The organism is Candidatus Poriferisodalis sp. (assembly GCF_965208895.1).
Lineage (GTDB): Bacteria > Actinomycetota > Acidimicrobiia > Acidimicrobiales > Poriferisodalaceae > Poriferisodalis.
The window spans coordinates 3,940,520-3,957,471 of sequence record NZ_OZ242363.1; the positions used below are offsets into that span (position 1 = coordinate 3,940,520).

Genomic DNA, 16,952 nt, shown 5'->3' on the forward strand with positions numbered 1-16,952 from the left:
CTACACGGCCTCTGTTTCCAACTGGCAGCCAGATTCCTGCAGGCGTTTCAGAATCTTCATCAATCTGAGACTCTGTCTTTCGGTCGGAATCTTCGCAGGGACGGTGGATGCCACATCGAGGACACCGGCATCAGTAGGAGACAACATTCCTTCATCGATTCCCCACTGCTTGAGTGACTTCCAGAACCCGGCTCCTGCAGTGACTACGGCAGTTTGGGCCTCGATCCCATTCAGCTCCCGCTGGTCCTTCACTGCGGCTCGCTTGTTCGACACGACCTCGTCGTCAGTTAGCAGCTCTTGTTCGAGGCTCGCGGGCCACCTCACTCGTAACCGCTCGACGCGATTCCAGCACGCCTGCTGCTTCGCCCATTCGGTGACATTTCTGTGTGTTGCGGGTGGCGCAACTATTACCTCGTGAATAGCCGCCGCCGCGATAGTCAGCGCCTTGTCAAGGCCCACAGAAACAGCTTGGGTTCGCCAAATGTGCTGGAAATCCAGAGAGCGCTCTCTTTGTTCCAAGTCGTGGGCCAGCTTGGCAATTGTGTATGCCACGACGTTGGCCCTGTAGCCGCCTTGATACCATGGCTGCTCCGTCACAATTCTCTCGACGGTCTTGAAGATGATCGCTTTGGCGATCGCCTCACGGTAGTACACCTCATTGAATCCGTCGGAGTTTTTCTTCCACTCGCTACCGACGAATGCCGCGAAATCGGCGAAATTCTTCTGTGCACCCCGGCTAACTATCTCAGGTTTACACCGCCATACGTTCATGTACTTGGCGAGATCGGTCTTTGTAAACAATTGCTTTCGAGGGTACTGAGCCTCGAACATCCGGCGCTCCTTGGCAGCGCCGCGAGTGCGTTGATCTTGGTATTGGCCGCGTGCCCGCTCATAGAACCACTTCGACTCTCGGAATTGCCCATCGGGAGACGGCGCGTACAACCTCCTTGAGAATTCCTCCATCCGAACGTGGAACGGATGGTTGGAGAAGAAGTCTGCAGCGTTGACTCTGTTTTGGCTGTTGGCGTACTCAGAAATCTTCGGTACAACGGTTTCGGCGATTTCGTGGTCGACAATGGACAATTTTATCTGAACAAAGACGTGATCAAGGTCGGCGCTTGGATTACGAAGCGCAGCATGAATTGAAGCTGTCGTCTGACCACCGTTGACGATCTGGAAGTTCCGCATCCTCGTGAGCATTAGGCCTTCAGGGCCAGAACTAGTCTCTATGCTCTCTGCCGTTGCTGTGATGCCGTTGTTGTAGGCGAAGAACATGTTGGGAACATGCTCAATCGTGCCACGGATGCCGCGATTAACCTTGCCGCGTGCCTGGAGGAATACGCGGACGTTCTGCTCTAGCAGGCGCGCTCCCCATCGTTCGTAGATCCTCGCTAGCTGTGTGCCAGGAATTACAGCTAGGTAGGCCTTGTAGTCATCCGCGTCGATGTGAGCAGGGAGGACTAGAATTGGCCCACCAAACTCATCGAGGTCAACGATGATGTCCTCTCGCTCCCGTCCCGAGGTTACAAAGCGGTGAATACGACCGAGGTCCCACACGCTGTATGAGACGGGAGTGTCCCGAACGCCACCAGCCTCGCGACCGTCGACGCGGCTACTTAAGACCCGGTTACTGATTAGAATCAATCGGATACGATTGATTGATTGCCAGCGCGTTCCGATGAGGTCAGCGAGGCCGAACGCCGGGGAAGACTCCTCGAGTGCATTGCGGAAGTCTTCGCGCAGGCATCTATCAATGAAATTCAACAGCCGTCGGAAGGCTGCATCCATCTCAGTGGCTGTCAGCGTCGAATGATCTGATGATTGTCTGAAGTCGGAGACGATCAGACTGAGCACACCGTCGGTCGTACGGGGATCACCACCGTAACCATCTACGCGGATCCCCCTAGGTGCTGTGTAATAGGCGCGGTCGGCCGTCTCCAACTCTCCTGCATCGATCAACGGTTCGGTGAATACTTCGAAGAATGTATCTTCGGTCAGCATCCCCTCTGCGTCTGCCCGTCCATGGATGTCTTGGAACATTTCTTTGTGAAACTCATCCAAGTCAATCGGCATCTGATTCTCCTAGTTTCACAATGGCATCGTGCAGGTCGCTGTTGGCAACTTCGAAAGCCTTGCACAAGCCCAGCATAATTGAGTAATTGACACGCTCCACTCCAGGGAGAATGTCAGTTGCTGTGATTCTCGGAAAGCCGTCGTCAACGTTGAACACCCGAGATTGTCCTTCGACGAAATACATATTGGAATAGTCGTGTTCGGGCACCAGACCCGCGGCCGTGAGCAAACCATCAAAGATGCCGGCGACATCGGGATCGTCGGCCACGATGCGCTTGCGAATGCGACTCGCTACGTCTGATACTGAGAAGCTCTCGCTAGCCGTTTCCGGGGTGGCGCTCAGGTCGACGACATGCAAGAACAGGTAATGCACACCAGCTGAATCAAGCTGATGCTCCGAGGTGATGGTAATGCGTGGCTGCGAGCTTCCACGACGGGCCTTGGCCTCGATCGCTAACAAACCGACCTCGAAGTCCTTCGGTGCATCTAGCGGGCCACACCATGCCTCCACAGCAATTGAGGCCGGCAGCAACGGTAGTAGGTAACGCTCAAGCACCAGCAACTCCCCGATGAGCCCCTTTTGCTCCTCAGAAGTGAGCAAGTCCGATCTGCCACCGCGCAGAAGATGGTGCCATCGCCAAGTACGCCGTAGAGCAGTGTTGACGGCGTCGGCTTCGGAAACCGCATTGGCAGTTGTCGACACAATGTCGAGGCAGAGTGTGTGGAAGAGATCCCTGAGCGAGGAATCTCGCAGCTTGAACCCAAGAGTACGCGTTCCGTGGGCGTCGGCATCAGACAACGTCACTTCGATGTCCCGAATCTGCGGGAGTCTCGCCGTTCGACCTGACGTGGCCGCATGCTGCAGTGTGAGCATCACCCGGCCGTCGACCGCTCGCGCCCAGAAGAAATCCCAAGGTAGATCTGCGTCTATCCGTCGGGCATTAGCAGTGTGAATCGAAGTTGGCGGCTCAATGTCGCGCCAAGGACTGTCAGACATCATCCCCGAGCATCTCCTCTTCGTCTAGGTCGTCGCCGTAGCGCTCACGCAACCATGTCGTATTGACAACGAATTCGACGCGCTTCTCTTCACGACGCGTCGGAGGAAAACTAATGCTCCAAGCAACCACGGGATTGTCAAAAGCGGCCAGTCCTTGACTGTCCAGCACCTCAAGCAAATGTACAACAAGGAGAGGCTGAGTTCTCTTGGCTCGATAAGCCCAATCTGGATAGTTGGGCGTCCTCCCATTGCTGGGCCTGCCCTCTCTCACGAGATGGGCACGGTATTCAGTTTCGACAGATTTCTTTTGCGCAGGACTTAACCCAGTCTTTTCGATACCACGTGAAGAAACCCGCTGCCGATTGCTTACTAGAAGTGTTTTGGAGTCACTTCGTTTTCCCTCAGTTCGCCGCTGGCACAGAATTGGAACCCCCAGCGATTCGTCAGCGACTGCATCGCTGCCTTTGCCAACACTTGATAACAAAACATCCCAGTGTGCGAGTTCATCGTCTTGGCGTGCTTCGATATATCTCCTAATCGGCCCGCTGTCCGTCAGCTGGGCGCCAGGATGGTTTCTGAACTCCGCAATAAACTCGATCACTGTAACTGCCGGTACCTTCGTCGTTAACCATCCAAAGCCATCGCCATCTGGAAGTGACCACTGGCGACCTGCTGCCGCGATCTTTTCCGCGAATCGGATTGCAACACCGCGATTCCAATACAGACTGCTCTCCTCGCGCCGCAATGTAGAGGTTTCTATCAGCTTGTTAGCTAGACCGGTACTTACTACAACACGTGATCCGGTGCCCATCTTGTTACGCGCTGTTACGATAAGAGTATCCGGATGGCTCCGAATCTTCAGTCCAAACTCTTCCGGTGTGGCACCTATCGCCTCCATCCTCCGGAGCTCGTCGCGAAGCTCCTCAGTAGATTCGGTTATGTGCTCATACCAGCCTTGTGCCTCTTCAGGCATCCAGATGCGGCAAAGATCTTGGTACCCGGGCCGGTATCCGAACCATCGTCCCATCTGCATAAGTGTGTCGTACATCATCGAGTTCCGCATGAAATAGCTGACCATCAAGCCTTCAAGCGTCAGGCCGCGAGAGAGTGAATATCCCCCGACAGCCACTACATTCAAACCATCTTCGACGTGATCTTGGTAGTTGAGGGTTCCGGGAGATTGGCCGTTGACCTCCACCACCCGGATGGGCGCTGCAGCTTCGTATAGCTGGGATAGCGCCAATGGCCACGGGGTTTCGACTTGCCTGAATTCTCTTTTCCACACTTGGTGGAGTTTGCCAATTTCACTATCCAACATAGCCGTCTCAGGCTCTTGGGCGCCGTTCACCCTTAGGGATGCGCGAATGGCATCCAGCTGGGTGTGCAACTCGTTACGCAATTGTCGTTGCACATTGACGAATCTAGAAGCATTGACCAACATTGAGCAGTGTTCACGTGGCTGGCCTCGAGCTAGCCGAATTGCTTTACCAACTATGAATACACGAAGTGCCTCGATAAGTGATGGCGGCAAACTCGTAACCGGTGTGGCTATATCGTGAATCAGCGGAAGATGGTCCTCGTTGTCGTCGATCGGCCGAACATATTCCGTCGGCCGTTCCAAGAAGACGGTTTCAGGGCCGAAGTAGTTAGACGGAGCGTCCAAGCTAACAATAAAACTACGCGGAAATAGATCTTGCCCGAGCATTTCATCATCCGTATCGGGATCAATGAAAATGTTCGCAAATGGAGTTGCGGTATAGCCGACGTAGCAACTTCGCTCGAAAATCTGAAGCAGATCCCGAATTTGCCCGTTGATACGGGATACCTCATCCGGGTCGCGTCGAATGTTGATCGATGCGTTGTCGGCTTCGTCATCGATAAGCAACATCGGCTCTTCGATTCGCTGAGTACCCGCAAGAGCGTTATGCTCCCTCAGCCATTCAATGAGATTTCTAAGGGTGCTCACGTTCTTCTTGATGACGAATACCGCAGGTTCATTCAGGTCCTGCAGAGCAATTCCTAAGCTCGTGGCCGATTGCTTGTTGAAGTCACGAAGTGAGTTTGTAAGAGTTACAGGTCTACGTGTGTTGTCAAAACGGCCGACGCCGACAAACCGACTCACCTTCTTTGTTAACAGCCTCGCGCTATCTCTACCAACAAAGCCGTCGTCGATGCGCATTTGCGTTTGATTACGAAGATTGTTGTGTATGCCAGCGATGACAACGATGAGTTTGTAACTTGCATCCGCGGCCTTGCAAATCAGTCCGGTGTAATTTGCTGTCTTGCCGGACTGCACGTGGCCGATGACCAAGCCACGACGGTCCCAAGATCCTGGCGTAGCAGGGTTCTGCAAGAGGTCGAGAACTCGGTCAGTCACAGAATCTAGAGTGCTCATCACGCCGGGCGAGAATCCCTGCTGTGTGAGAAGGCGCTTATAGCGATCCCAGTAGTATGGCTCTATATCTGCCCGCGCGGCATCCAACCAAGGTCGGTAGGTGACTTCAGTCAGAACCGATCCTACATGTTGTGTAATGTTGATTCGCTCTTCGAGATGACGAGCCAACAGTTCCGCCTCAGCGTCGTTGACATCCGCACCGATGGGAGACTCGCGCAAATAGCTAATCGTTTGTCGGATGAAGTCGCCAGTTGGATTTTCATGTTCGGCCAGCGCGGCGGCGATCATACGTTCGAGCACTTCTAGTTGTGGGGTCATGATTCTTTTCTATGTGACGGGCTCTGTCTGCAAAGTACCGGCTTTTAGCATTTGCCGAGTACGCTTCCAACTTGACTTAAAGGGCTCAGTGTCCTGCATCACGGTCATAGCATCCGCTACGGAGTACCCGTTTTCTGTCAAATAGTCGAGAGTGGTGGTAGCTGCGTAGTGGAGTGCGTCATCAGATGTACTTGTGTTTCGATGTTGGTCTGGCGTTTCGCCGAGATCCGAGAAAATTGTATCCAGTGGCAGCGCGGAGCCTACTACTTCGAGTAGCTTCATGAGATCGTTATGGTGTTCCGGCTCAAGCTGAGACGCAAGATTGTCTACCATGGGGTGGGTAACGTTGAGCCGGTAGAGAACGTCGCCTTTGTTCTGAAGCCGGTTCCACAGCGGGATCGGAGTCGCTTCGGCGAGTCTCCGCCCTCGTGTTCTGTAAACACGTTTGGAACTGGCGCCGAGTGGCTCGATGATTCTGGCTAGTCGTTTCCTAATCGGGTTAGGCAATTGGGCTGACGCCTTCTTGATATCAATTTTCCAGGCAGTATCTAGAGAATTGGGCATGTCAACTCGGACGCGAGCCAGTTTTGCGAGTTCTGTTTGTCGGGTCAACCCGAACCATGTGCCATGCAAGATGAGCCGTCCCTCACGGTAGACGTAGAACCCTTGGTTCTTCAGGTAACCCTCTCTACCCGCGTACAGATCCCAATCGACAGAGCTGACTTTGCTGTGGTGGGGGAGCGTGAATGCCTTGACGATCACAGCCTCGCCTTCGAAACGGATCCGTTCTTCGGATCCGACGATCGTAGCTGGATGCTTAGAATGAAAGGGATCGAAAGGCTCCAACGGCCGTTCATTCATGAGGATCTTGACCTTATGCAGTCCAGGCTCGCCGGCGAGGAATCTGTGGAACACCAGTTCGAGATGGGACCTAGCATCATCCAGCTCGCGGATCAGGTCGGACTCGTCCGCGCCCTCCAGCACTCCTGCTGTCAACGTTTCCCAGAGCACAAGCGTCCCTGTGTCGCCGAGTTCTTCCGCCCACGGGATGCCGGCTGTGGTCTCTGGGACTTGGACTAGCCACTCATTGGTCTTGGCCACGTAGTCCAAGTCCCATCTCGCACTGTGCGCCGCCCCATCCTGCTTGGTGACAACGGTGAGTTGCCTGCACTGGGAGAAGGATGCGGTCTTGAGCCCTAGGCCGAAGCGCCCGAGATCAGAGCGATCGCGTTCTTCCAACGGGCTTCGGGTCCCTAGCCGCATCGCGTCGACAAGCGTTGCCTCGTCCATCCCCACGCCATCGTCGAGGATGCCGATTCTCGGAGCGGCACTCGAGGTGTCAGCGACGATGCGGATCGTGTGTGCTCCAGCCGTGAGACAATTGTCAACAAGGTCCGCGAGTGCTGTCCCGAGGGAGTACCCGATATCCCTCATGCTCTCGATAAGGGCTGACGGCTTCGGAGGAACGTTTACCGTGCGCAAGTCGTTGCTTCCTTTTCTTGATGAGCGGTTCGTTGCACGATTCGAGATTCTAGATGCTGAGTTTGTCGGTTGGCTTCGGCTGAAAGAGGATGGTGTGTGACGCGGCGAACGCATAGCTCCTGGTTCGAGCCGTCTCGGCAGCGCTAGATTAGCCTGCTGTCGAGTGTGATCTACATAAGCGCGGGCCGTGCCTACCTATACTGTCGCGAGGCCGGCAATCCAATCGGGAGGGTGCCGAGAGTGACTCGATTGTTGACGCTGCTTCGGATGCACCCGGGCGGGGCTGGTGGCCTGCCGCACAGTAGTGATTCGCCCGAATCGTGCCATATCGGGAACTGTTTCGTGCGGACCGGTCTCTTCCTTGTGGACTCATCGAGACAACTAGAACATGGCCCTGTGTGGCGATAGCGAGTCGATTTGAAGTCTGATGACCACCCACGGCGGAGTCTGCCTTCTTGCCAAGTGCCGATCGTTGATGTCTTCGCAGGGCCTGGAGGGCTTAGCGAAGGTTTCAGTGCACTAGCCGGGAACCCTTTTCGGGTCGTCATTTCTATTGAAATGGAAGGATCGGCGCACAGGACTCTGCTGCTACGCTCGTTCGTTCGACAGTTCGGGGTGAACGACCTACCGACTAAGTACTATTGCTACGCACGCGGAGACATTCCACTCTCTGAACTCACCGGAGCATATCCCGACGAATGGGAGCAGGCGGAGCGGGAGGCTTGGTTAGCTGAACTTGGTGCCGAAGATCACCTGCAGATTCGGTCGCGCGTCGACGAGGCGCTCGGAAAAGACAACAACATGGGTGATGCTGTCTTGGTAGGCGGGCCGCCGTGTCAGGCCTATTCCCTAGTCGGCCGTTCACGGATGAAACCTGTTCAAGGTGCAGAATTCGAAGCTGACCAGCGACACTTTCTGTATCGGGAATACCTCAAAATCTTGGCTGACCACTCCCCGGCGGCCTTTGTGTTCGAGAATGTCAAGGGGATGCTCTCGTCTACCCGCGATGGGGCACGAGTCTTCGGCCAAATCCGAAAGGACCTCTGCTTTCCTGGGAAGGCCCTCAACGACTACCAGCCGAGACACCGAAATGTCGAGTATCAGCTCTTTCCACTCGTTACATCCGATTCACCGATGGACGGCGAGGAGGACGAACCACCAGCAGAGAGGTTCGTTGTGCGGACAGAGCAGCTCGGATTGCCCCAAGCTCGGCACCGTGTAATCATCGTTGGAATCCGGAGCGATTGCGTAGCGCGAGGGGAAAGTGTCTTGAGCCCGCTTCCTGCGCCATCTGAGCACACAGCGTTGATCGACGTTCTTCGGGAACTGCCAGCGTTGCGCTCCGGACTGAGTCGGACGAAGGACTCAGATGATCTCTGGGAGAACGCTGTGCGGACATCAGCGAACAACCTCTTGAATGAGGCGGGAACGCTGTCGAGCCCGATGAGGGAGGAGATTACGCGCATACGGGACCAACTTCAAGTCCCGTCGAGCAGTCGTGGAGGCCGATTCGTGCCGGCAGAAGACGTGTCTTCGCAATACGAGCCATCGTGGTATGCGGACACGAACATCGGAGGTGTGCTGAATCATGAATCCCGAGGGCACATGCCGGACGACCTCACTCGGTACTTGTTTGTCTCGGTGTTTGGTCTCGTCGAGGGACGCTCGCCCACTCTCGCCGACTTTCCTAGCAATCTACTTCCAGATCACTTCAATGTTCGGTCCGCGCTTCGGGGGGGTCTATTCTCAGATCGATTCAGGGTGCAATTGGCTGACCGTCCATCTAAGACAATTACATCGCACATCTCGAAAGATGGCCACTACTACATCCATCCTGATCCAAGGCAATGTAGAAGTCTCACTGTCCGCGAGGCAGCAAGGCTGCAAACGTTCCCAGACAACTACTTCTTCGAAGGCCCTCGGACGAAACAATATGTACAAGTTGGCAACGCTGTTCCGCCACTTCTCGCTCGCCAGATTGCGTCCGTCGTAGCGGATGCCTTGGGATTGGCACAGCCGTGAATTCTGATGATGCGGCTGCTAGGGGTTGGCAGCGTCGCAGCTGGATACTGCCGGCGCTTGATACCTAGCGGTTCTCGATGGGCACGTAGTCGCGTTCGCCTGGGCCGGTGAACTTCTGGCGGGGTCGGTAGATCTTCTGCTCGGGATCGTCGAGCATCTCGACCCAGTGCGCCAGCCACCCCGGTGTCCGCCCGATGGCGAACAGCACCGTGAACATGTCCAGCGGGAAGCCCATCGCCTCGTAGATGAGCCCCGAATAGAAATCCACGTTGGGGTACAGTCGGCGGTCCTTGAAGTACGAGTCGCTGAGTGCGACCTCTTCGAGCTTCATGGCGATGTCGAGCAGCGGGTTCAGGCCGGTCACCTTGAACACCGCATCGGCGGTCTCCTTGATGATCTTCGCCCGAGGGTCGTAGTTCTTGTAGACCCGGTGCCCGAAGCCCTGCAGCAGCACGTCACCCGACTTGGCGCGCTCGACGTACGCGGGAACGTTGTCGAAGCTGCCGATCTCGTGCAGCATCCTGATGACCTGCTCGTTCGCACCGCCGTGCAGCGGCCCGTACAGCCCGCAGGTCGCCGCCGCCACCGCCGAGTACGGATCGGCCCGGCTGGACCCGACCGTGCGCATCGTGGTGGTAGAGCAGTTCTGTTCGTGGTCGGCGTGCAGGATGAGGAGCACGTCCAGCGCCCGGGTCAGCGTGGGGTCGGGCTCGTAGTCGGGATCGGCCACGCTCCACATCATCCGCAGGAAGTTCGCGGTGTAGCTGAGGTGGTTGACCGGATACTCGTACGGCAGCCCCATCCGGTTGCGGTAGGTGAATGCCGCCATCGTCGGCATCTTGGCCATCAGCCGGATGATCTGCACCAGCCGCGTGTACGGATCGTCGATGTCCTTCGCCTCGGGGTAGAAGGTCGACAGCGCAGCGATCGTGGAAACCAGCGTGCCCATCGGGTGGGCGTCGTAGCGGAAGCCTTTGATGAAGCGCGTGATGTCCTCGTGCACGTAGGTGTGGAACGTGATCTGGTGGATCCACTCGGCGGCTTCGGCTTCGGTGGGCAGCTCGCCGTGGATCAGCAGGTAGGCGACTTCCAGGAAGCTGGACTGCTCGGCGAGTTGCTCGATGGGGTAGCCGCGGTATCGCAGGATTCCCGCGTCGCCGTCGATCTCGGTGATCTTCGACTCGCAGTTCGCGGTGGAGAGGTAGGCAGGGTCGTAGAACCACATGCCTCGGTCCAGCTCGCGCAGTGCGGCCGCGGAGATCGTGCCGTCGACCACGGGAACGGTCACCGATTCCCCGGTGCGGTTGTCGGTGATCGTGAAGCTGTCCTGCGCCATCAGTCCCCCTCGTTCGCGCCGACGAATGTACCCAATTGAACGCTGCCGCGCGAATCCACCCCGTGATTCGCGGATCGGTCGGCTACAGGGGAGTGTTGTCGTGGCGTCGCTGTCGCAGCCGTTCGCGCTTGGTCGCCAGCATGTCGAGCGTGTCGATGAGCTCGCGGCGCGTGTCGGCGGGATCGATGACGCTGTCGACGTAGCCTCGCTCGGCCGCTACGTAGGGATTCAAGTACGTGTCCTCGTAATCGGAGACGTAGCGGGCGAGCTCGCTCTCATCGGCGCTCCGGCGCAGGATCTGGGCTGCTTGCGATGCACCCATGACGGCCAGCTCGGCGCTGGGCCACGCCAGGTACACGTCGTTGCCCATGGTCTTGGAGTCCATGACGATGTAGGCGCCGCCGTAGGACTTGCGCAGCACGACGGCGACCCGAGGCACGGTGGCGCGTGCATAGGCGAACGCGAGCTGCGCGCCATGGCGGATCATCCCGCGCCATTCGAGGTCTTTGCCGGGATAGAAGCCGGGAGTGTCCACCAACGTGATGAGCGGCAGGCCGAAGGCATCGCAGAAATTGACGAAGCGGGCGCCCTTCTGGCTGGCGGCGATGTCGAGCGTGCCTGCGATGCACATCGGCTGATTCGCGACCACGCCCACGCAGTACCCGCCCAGCGAGGCGAACCCCGTGACGAGATTCGGCGCCCACTGCGCCCGCAGTTCGGTGAGGCAACCCTCGTCGACCAGCTCGGTGATGATGTCTCGCACGTCGTAGGCGCCCGTCGGCACGGACGGCAGTGTTTCGCCCGCACCAGGAGTCGGGCGGTTACGCGGATCGCTGGTCTCGAAGAAGGGCGGCAGCTCATCGCAGTGCGATGGCAGGTAGCTCAGAATCTCGGTCAGCACCTCTGCCACGCCGTCGGCGGAGGTGACGGCCGACGCCGTTCCTGAGGCGCTGGCATGAATCGGAGCACCGCCCAGCTCATCGGGTCCGATGGCCACACCGGTCATCTCGCGCACCGGGACCGGTCCGCTGACGAAGGCGTAGGCGTCGTCGGACATCACCACGATGTCGGACAGCCCGATCAGCAGCGCGATGCCTGAGATGGCCTGTCCCGTCACGCCGGCCAGGACCGGAACCACTCCAGAGCACCGCACGAGCACCCGCGCGGCTTCCCCCCAGCCATGCAGCGCCGCGACGCCGTAGTGCGCATCGGCCCCACTGGAGGACAGCATGAGAACCACGGCCAGACGCTTCGCGAGGGCTGTCTGCAGGCCCGCGACGATGGTCTCGCTGTCGGCCGGCGACAGGGCACCCCGCCGATGGGGACTGTCGGCGGAAATGAGCATGGCCGTCCGCCCGCCGAGGGTGGTGATGCCGGCCGTGACATGGCCGCTTGCCCCGGCGCGCAGCTGCAGGTCCACTGCGGGGAGGCTATGCCGTGCTCATGCGGCGGTGATGCCGGGGATGCGGCGCGAGACGCTTCGCATCACTATGCGCAGCACGTCGCGGGCCGCTGCTGCGGGGGCCGAGAGCATGCCGCGGCGGCGGATGGCCAGCGCGACCTGCCGGGGCGGCAGGTCCGCGACGGTGAGCACGCTCCAGTCGCCCCGATCGGTCCACACCGGGATCGAGGTGATCGGCACGATGGCGGGGCCGTAGCCCTGGAAGGCGAGCGTCGCAGTGAGCCGGATGCCGTCGAGTTGAGCCAGCGTCCGCAGCGTGATCCCGTGCCGAGCCGCCGCTGAGTCGATGAGCGTGCGCATCGCTGATTCGGGTGGGCCCAGCAGCAGCTCGTGCTGCTCGAGTTCGGAGAAATGCACTTCGCGGTCGCCCAGCACGGCCAGCGCGTGACCGGCAGGGGCGATGACCACGAATTCCTCGGTGAACAGGGCAGTGGTGACCAACTCCTCATGATCGACCGGGGCATTCACGACGGCCAGGTCGAGTTCGCCGCCTTCGAGCAGTCGGGTGAGCGCAAGCGTGGTGGAGTCGAGGACGGTGGCGTTGACGTCACGGTGGCGCCGGCGCAACTCGTCCAAGAACGGCGGGAGCAGCCATCGCCCGGGGGTTCCGATAATGCCGAGATGGACATCGCCGGTGACATGCGAGGTCATTGATGCAACGTCTGCTCGCATGGAAGCGATCTCGCCGTTGATGCGCTTGGTGCGCGCCAGCACCACCTCGCCCTCAGGAGTCAACGACCCGACGGCTCGATCCACGAGCACGGCGCCCAACTCCTCCTCGAGCTTCGCGATGTGGCTGGACACGTTCGACTGCACCGTGTGCAGCGCTCGCGCCGCTGCGGAGAAGCGGCCATGTGCGGCAACCGCAGCCAGGGCGTCCAAGTACTTGAGGTCCATTGCGGTCACACTAGCGCCTCGTGACTTGTCATCTCTCAAAGAGATCGAAACTATCTGCGCTAACTGCTGGCCCGATAGGGAAGCTGACGGTAGCTTGCTTTCTGAGCGGTTACCCCATACCGCTTCACATATCGCACCGCCGCACGGTGTCCCCCCACCCAGGCGGGCGAGTGCCGGATCGGAAGCCCCCGCTCCGACCGGCAACAGGTCGAAAGCGTCCCCCACGCACAGCGACCTCAGCGAAGGAGCCGACCCTCCCCCCGGGTCGGCTTCCTCGCGTTAGGGCCGCCGTCGCAACGGGCGCGCACTTCGGCTCAGTCTCAGAGCGACGCCTTGATGATGTTGAGTGCGGAGCCGGCCTTGAACCATTCCACCTGGTCGGCACTGAAGGTGTGGTTGGCCTCGAACGAGTACGTCTCACCCGACGCAGAGCGCACCTCCACGGTGAGTGGCCGTCCGGGCGCGAGATCCGCGAGGCCTCGCACCGAGATCCGGTCGTCGATCCCGATGCGGTCGTAGTCGGCCGGGTCGGCGAACGTGAGCGGCAGCATGCCCTGCTTCTTCAGGTTGGTCTCGTGGATGCGGGCGAAACTGCGGCACAGTGCGACGAGACCGCCCCGGAAGCGGGGCTCCATGGCGGCGTGCTCGCGGCTCGAGCCCTCGCCCATGTTCTCGTCGCCGATCACGACCCAGTTGACGCCGGCTTCGTGGTACGCCTTCGCGATTTCCGGGTACGGCTGCGTCTCACCCGTCAAGTGGTTCTTGCCGTGACCGACGTCATAGCCGTCGAAGGCGTTCACCGCTCCTAGGTACAGGTTGCCTGAGATGTTCTCGAGGTGACCGCGGTAGCGGAGCCACGGACCGGCCATCGAGATGTGATCGGTGGTGAACTTGCCCTTCGCCTTGACCAGCACAGGGAGGTCTTCGTAGTCGTTGCCGTCCCATGGCTCGAACGGCTCGAGCACCTGCAGGCGGTCCGAGGTCGGCGAGACCCGCACCTCGATGTTGCCCCGATCCGCCGGCGGCGCCACGAATCCGCTCTCGCCGGGGTCGAAACCGGCCGGCGGCAGCTCGACGCCCACCGGGGTCGGCAGCGTGACCGGCTCCCCGGAATCGGTATGCAGCACGCCGTCGACCGGGTCGAAGTCGAGCGTGCCCGCCAGCGCCAGTGCCATGACCGTCTCAGGTGAGGTGACGAACGCCAGCGTCGCCGCGTCGCCGTCGTTTCGCTTGGGGAAGTTGCGGTTGTAGGAGGTGACGATCACGTTCGCCTGACCGGGGACGTAGTTCTCGTCACCTGAGCGGTCCCACTGGCCGATGCAGGGTCCGCAGGCGTTCGCGAGCACCACCGCTCCCAGCGCTTCGAAGTCGGCGAGCAGCCCGTCTCGCTCGATGGTGGCACGCACCTGTTCCGAACCGGGGGTCACCAGCAGCTGCGTCCGCGTCCGCAGTCCCTTGGCGGCGGCATCGCGGGCGATGGAGGCGGCGCGGGTGATGTCCTCGTAGCTGGAGTTCGTGCAGCTGCCGATGAGCGCTGCGCTGATCTCAAGCGGCCAGCCCTCGGCCTTCGCCTCCGCACCCAGCGCCGACACCTCGCGGGCGAGGTCGGGCGTGTGGGGACCATTGATGTGAGGCCGCAGCTGCGACAGGTCGATCTCGATGACCTGGTCGTAGTTAGAGGCCGGATCGGCCATCGCCTCGTCGTCAGCCCGCAGGTGCTCGGCAACGGCGTCGGCCGCAGCCGCCACCGCCTCCCGACCGGTGGCCGAGAGGTAGCGGGCCATCGCGGCGTCGTAGCCGAACAGCGACGTGGTGGCGCCGATCTCGGCGCCCATGTTGCAGATGGTTCCCTTGCCGGTGGCGCTCAGCGATTCGGCGCCCGGGCCGAAGTACTCCACGATCGCGCCGGTGCCGCCCGAGACGGTGAGGACTTCCGCCACCTTCAAGATCACGTCCTTGGGCGCGCTCCAGCCGGAGAGCTCACCGGTGAGGTGAACGCCGATGACCTTTGGCCACCGCACGTTCCAAGGGAAACCCGTCATGACGTCGACGGCATCTGCGCCGCCCACGCCCACCGCCACCATGCCCAGGCCGCCGGCATTGGGCGTATGGCTGTCGGTGCCGATCATCATCCCGCCGGGAAATGCGTACTGCTCCAGCACAACCTGATGAATGATGCCGCTGCCCGGCTTCCAGAACCCGGCGCCGTAGCGGGCGCACACGCTCTCGAGAAAGTCGTAGACCTCCTCGTTGTTCTCCGATGCGGCGAGCAGATCCCGCTTGCCGTCGACACGAGCCTGGATGAGATGATCGCAGTGCGTCGTGGTGGGCACTGCCACCTCGTCGAGCCCCGCGGTCATGAACTGCAGCCACGCCATCTGGGCCGTGGCGTCCTGCATGGCGACGCGGTCCGGCGCCAGGTCGACGTAGGAGACGCCGCGCTCGAGTTCCTGGTCGCGACCCGACAGGTGCGCGATCAGGATTTTCTCCGACAGCGTGAGCGCTCGACCCAGCCGTTCACGCCCGAATGCCACGGCGTCGCCCAGCCCGGCGTACACCCCTTCGATCAGCTCGATCGGCGTACTCGCGTGAACAGCCATGGACAACTCCCCGTTCGCTGGTGAAACTGCCGGCAGAGGCATGCAGCTGCGAGAGCGGTGCAGTGTCCGCCGGCCAGCTTCTCAATCTAGAGGCTCGCCCTGCGGCGACTCCCAGCGTCGGTGCCGCGAATTCGTGAACCCCGCGGCGGTAGTGCCAGTCGGCGGTTCGTTCCGCCAGTTGACGTCAGGCGAACGTCAGGGGCGGACTTCGTAGTACAGGTTCGCGGCGTCGCTGAAGTCGTGCTCGGTGAAGCGCGTGAATCCTGCGGCTGCGGTCATCTCCCGGGCCTTGTCGGGATAGAGGCCCAAGGTGCCCAGCCCCATGCCGTCGGGTTCGCTCAGCGCCGACTGGAGGCAGCTCGTGATGGAGAAGCCATAGAACATGGCCAGCATCGGGTTGCGCTGGTCCAAGTTGAAGTCGCCCTTGGATCGGATGTCCTTGATGAGCAGCGTGCCGTCGGGTGCCAGCGCAGCGCGGATGGCGTTCAGCGCGGCATCGGGGCGGGGCATGTCGTGGAGGCAGTCGAACGTGAGCGCCAGATCGAAGTCGCCCGTGGCGGGCACGTCGGCGGCGCCGGCCTCGACGAAGGTGGTGTTCTCCAAGCCCTCGTCGGCGGCTCGTTCTTCTGCCTGTCGAATGGCGATGGACGACGGATCGAAGCCGACGACCTCGGACTTGGGCCACTTCTGCGCGATCAAACAGGCTGACACGCCCGCCCCGCAGCCCACGTCAAGCACTTTGGCGCCACGTTCCAGCTTGGCTGTGACGCCGTCGAGACCGCCCAGGATGACCGAGGTGAGGTTCTGACGGCTGAACGGCCCGGTGGTGCGCGCCAGCCCGGCGGCTGCCCGAGGACCCTGCTGCTCGTAGGTCATGCCGATGCCGGTGCGGAACGAGTCGAGGATCAGCTCCAATACATCGTCGCCGAGCCCGCCGCGAAAAGCGCCCATGGCGAAGTGCAGGGAACCCTCCTCATCGACAAGCAGTGCCTCGGCTTCGGGTGACAACGAGAAGGCGCCATCGTCATGATCGACGAGGCGAGCAGCGGCTACGCCGTACAGCCACTCTCGCACGAGTCGCTCCGCAAGACCGGTGGCCTCGGCGAGGTCATGGCTGGTGGCGGGCTGGGTCTGCGAGAGGGCGGCGAACAGTCCGAGCTGGTCGCCGATGTGCAGCATCGCCGACACCATCTCGCCCTTCTTGTACGTCCACACTTGGAAGGCGTACTTCTTGAGGAGTTCGGGATCGATCTCGCGCCGCTCGGTTGCAGTCTCAGCCATTCCCAAGACGCTACCCGCGCACGGCGCAGCGATTTCTTGGGACACGGCTTCTTGAGACACGATTTCTGTGGACACGGCGTCGCTCAACG

Annotated in this window: 10 protein-coding genes; 1 reads left to right on the forward strand and 9 read right to left on the reverse strand. The window is 60.2% G+C overall.

Features of this window, described 5'->3' with window-relative positions; genetic code table 11:
* From ACOGJB_RS17745 to ACOGJB_RS17760, 4 genes are read right to left on the reverse strand one after another with little or no spacing between them, the layout of a single operon-like run.
* The gene (locus ACOGJB_RS17745; protein WP_419838411.1) at window positions 1-2,073 is read right to left on the reverse strand and encodes an AIPR family protein; all 2,073 of its coding nucleotides are present in this window, start codon (window positions 2,071-2,073) and stop codon (window positions 1-3) included.
* The gene (locus ACOGJB_RS17750; protein WP_419838412.1) at window positions 2,063-3,073 is read right to left on the reverse strand and encodes a PD-(D/E)XK motif protein; all 1,011 of its coding nucleotides are present in this window, start codon (window positions 3,071-3,073) and stop codon (window positions 2,063-2,065) included. Before ACOGJB_RS17750 ends, ACOGJB_RS17745 begins: the two co-directional genes overlap by 11 nt.
* Window positions 3,063-5,783 carry a Z1 domain-containing protein gene (locus tag ACOGJB_RS17755; protein ID WP_419838413.1) on the reverse strand — a complete coding sequence of 907 codons (2,721 nt, stop codon included), beginning with the start codon at window positions 5,781-5,783 and terminating at the stop codon, window positions 3,063-3,065. Before ACOGJB_RS17755 ends, ACOGJB_RS17750 begins: the two co-directional genes overlap by 11 nt.
* A 9-nt stretch (window positions 5,784-5,792) precedes the next feature.
* On the reverse strand, window positions 5,793-7,217 hold the full coding sequence (locus ACOGJB_RS17760) for an ATP-binding protein (protein ID WP_419838414.1): 1,425 nt from the start codon (window positions 7,215-7,217) through the stop codon (window positions 5,793-5,795).
* 849 nt (window positions 7,218-8,066) lie between these two features.
* On the opposite strand from ACOGJB_RS17760, the gene ACOGJB_RS17765 reads away from it, so the two are divergent.
* Window positions 8,067-9,287 carry a DNA cytosine methyltransferase gene (locus tag ACOGJB_RS17765; RefSeq protein WP_419840763.1) on the forward strand — a complete coding sequence of 407 codons (1,221 nt, stop codon included), beginning with the start codon at window positions 8,067-8,069 and terminating at the stop codon, window positions 9,285-9,287.
* A 64-nt stretch (window positions 9,288-9,351) separates the two neighbouring features.
* On the opposite strand, the gene ACOGJB_RS17770 is transcribed toward ACOGJB_RS17765, so the two are convergent.
* The 5 genes from ACOGJB_RS17770 to ACOGJB_RS17790 form a co-directional block, all read right to left on the reverse strand.
* Window positions 9,352-10,623: a citrate synthase gene (locus ACOGJB_RS17770; protein WP_419838415.1), complete on the reverse strand. Its 1,272-nt coding sequence runs from the start codon at window positions 10,621-10,623 to the stop codon at window positions 9,352-9,354.
* Between the two features lie 82 nt (window positions 10,624-10,705).
* Window positions 10,706-12,043: an acyl-CoA carboxylase subunit beta gene (locus ACOGJB_RS17775; protein WP_419838416.1), complete on the reverse strand. Its 1,338-nt coding sequence runs from the start codon at window positions 12,041-12,043 to the stop codon at window positions 10,706-10,708.
* Between the two features lie 21 nt (window positions 12,044-12,064).
* Window positions 12,065-12,982 (reverse strand): LysR family transcriptional regulator, encoded by a 918-nt coding sequence (locus ACOGJB_RS17780; protein WP_419838417.1) that lies wholly within the window; start codon window positions 12,980-12,982, stop codon window positions 12,065-12,067.
* A 320-nt stretch (window positions 12,983-13,302) separates the two neighbouring features.
* Window positions 13,303-15,582: an aconitate hydratase gene (locus tag ACOGJB_RS17785; RefSeq protein ID WP_419838418.1), complete on the reverse strand. Its 2,280-nt coding sequence runs from the start codon at window positions 15,580-15,582 to the stop codon at window positions 13,303-13,305.
* A gap of 195 nt (window positions 15,583-15,777) precedes the next feature.
* Window positions 15,778-16,863 (reverse strand): class I SAM-dependent methyltransferase, encoded by a 1,086-nt coding sequence (locus ACOGJB_RS17790; RefSeq protein ID WP_419838419.1) that lies wholly within the window; start codon window positions 16,861-16,863, stop codon window positions 15,778-15,780.
* Between the last annotated feature and the right edge of the window lie 89 nt (window positions 16,864-16,952).

What these genes read in the sequence shown, in the direction of transcription:
- ACOGJB_RS17745 (WP_419838411.1), bottom strand. Translation starts at nt 2,073, where the DNA reads ATGCCGATTGACTTGGATGAGTTTCACAAAGAAATGTTCCAAGACATC.
- ACOGJB_RS17790 (WP_419838419.1), bottom strand. Translation starts at nt 16,863, where the DNA reads ATGGCTGAGACTGCAACCGAGCGGCGCGAGATCGATCCCGAACTCCTC.
- ACOGJB_RS17765 (WP_419840763.1), top strand. Translation starts at nt 8,067, where the DNA reads ATGGGTGATGCTGTCTTGGTAGGCGGGCCGCCGTGTCAGGCCTATTCC.
- ACOGJB_RS17760 (WP_419838414.1), bottom strand. Translation starts at nt 7,217, where the DNA reads ATGAGGGATATCGGGTACTCCCTCGGGACAGCACTCGCGGACCTTGTT.
- ACOGJB_RS17750 (WP_419838412.1), bottom strand. Translation starts at nt 3,073, where the DNA reads ATGATGTCTGACAGTCCTTGGCGCGACATTGAGCCGCCAACTTCGATT.
- ACOGJB_RS17755 (WP_419838413.1), bottom strand. Translation starts at nt 5,783, where the DNA reads ATGACCCCACAACTAGAAGTGCTCGAACGTATGATCGCCGCCGCGCTG.
- ACOGJB_RS17785 (WP_419838418.1), bottom strand. Translation starts at nt 15,582, where the DNA reads ATGGCTGTTCACGCGAGTACGCCGATCGAGCTGATCGAAGGGGTGTAC.
- ACOGJB_RS17770 (WP_419838415.1), bottom strand. Translation starts at nt 10,623, where the DNA reads ATGGCGCAGGACAGCTTCACGATCACCGACAACCGCACCGGGGAATCG.
- ACOGJB_RS17780 (WP_419838417.1), bottom strand. Translation starts at nt 12,982, where the DNA reads ATGGACCTCAAGTACTTGGACGCCCTGGCTGCGGTTGCCGCACATGGC.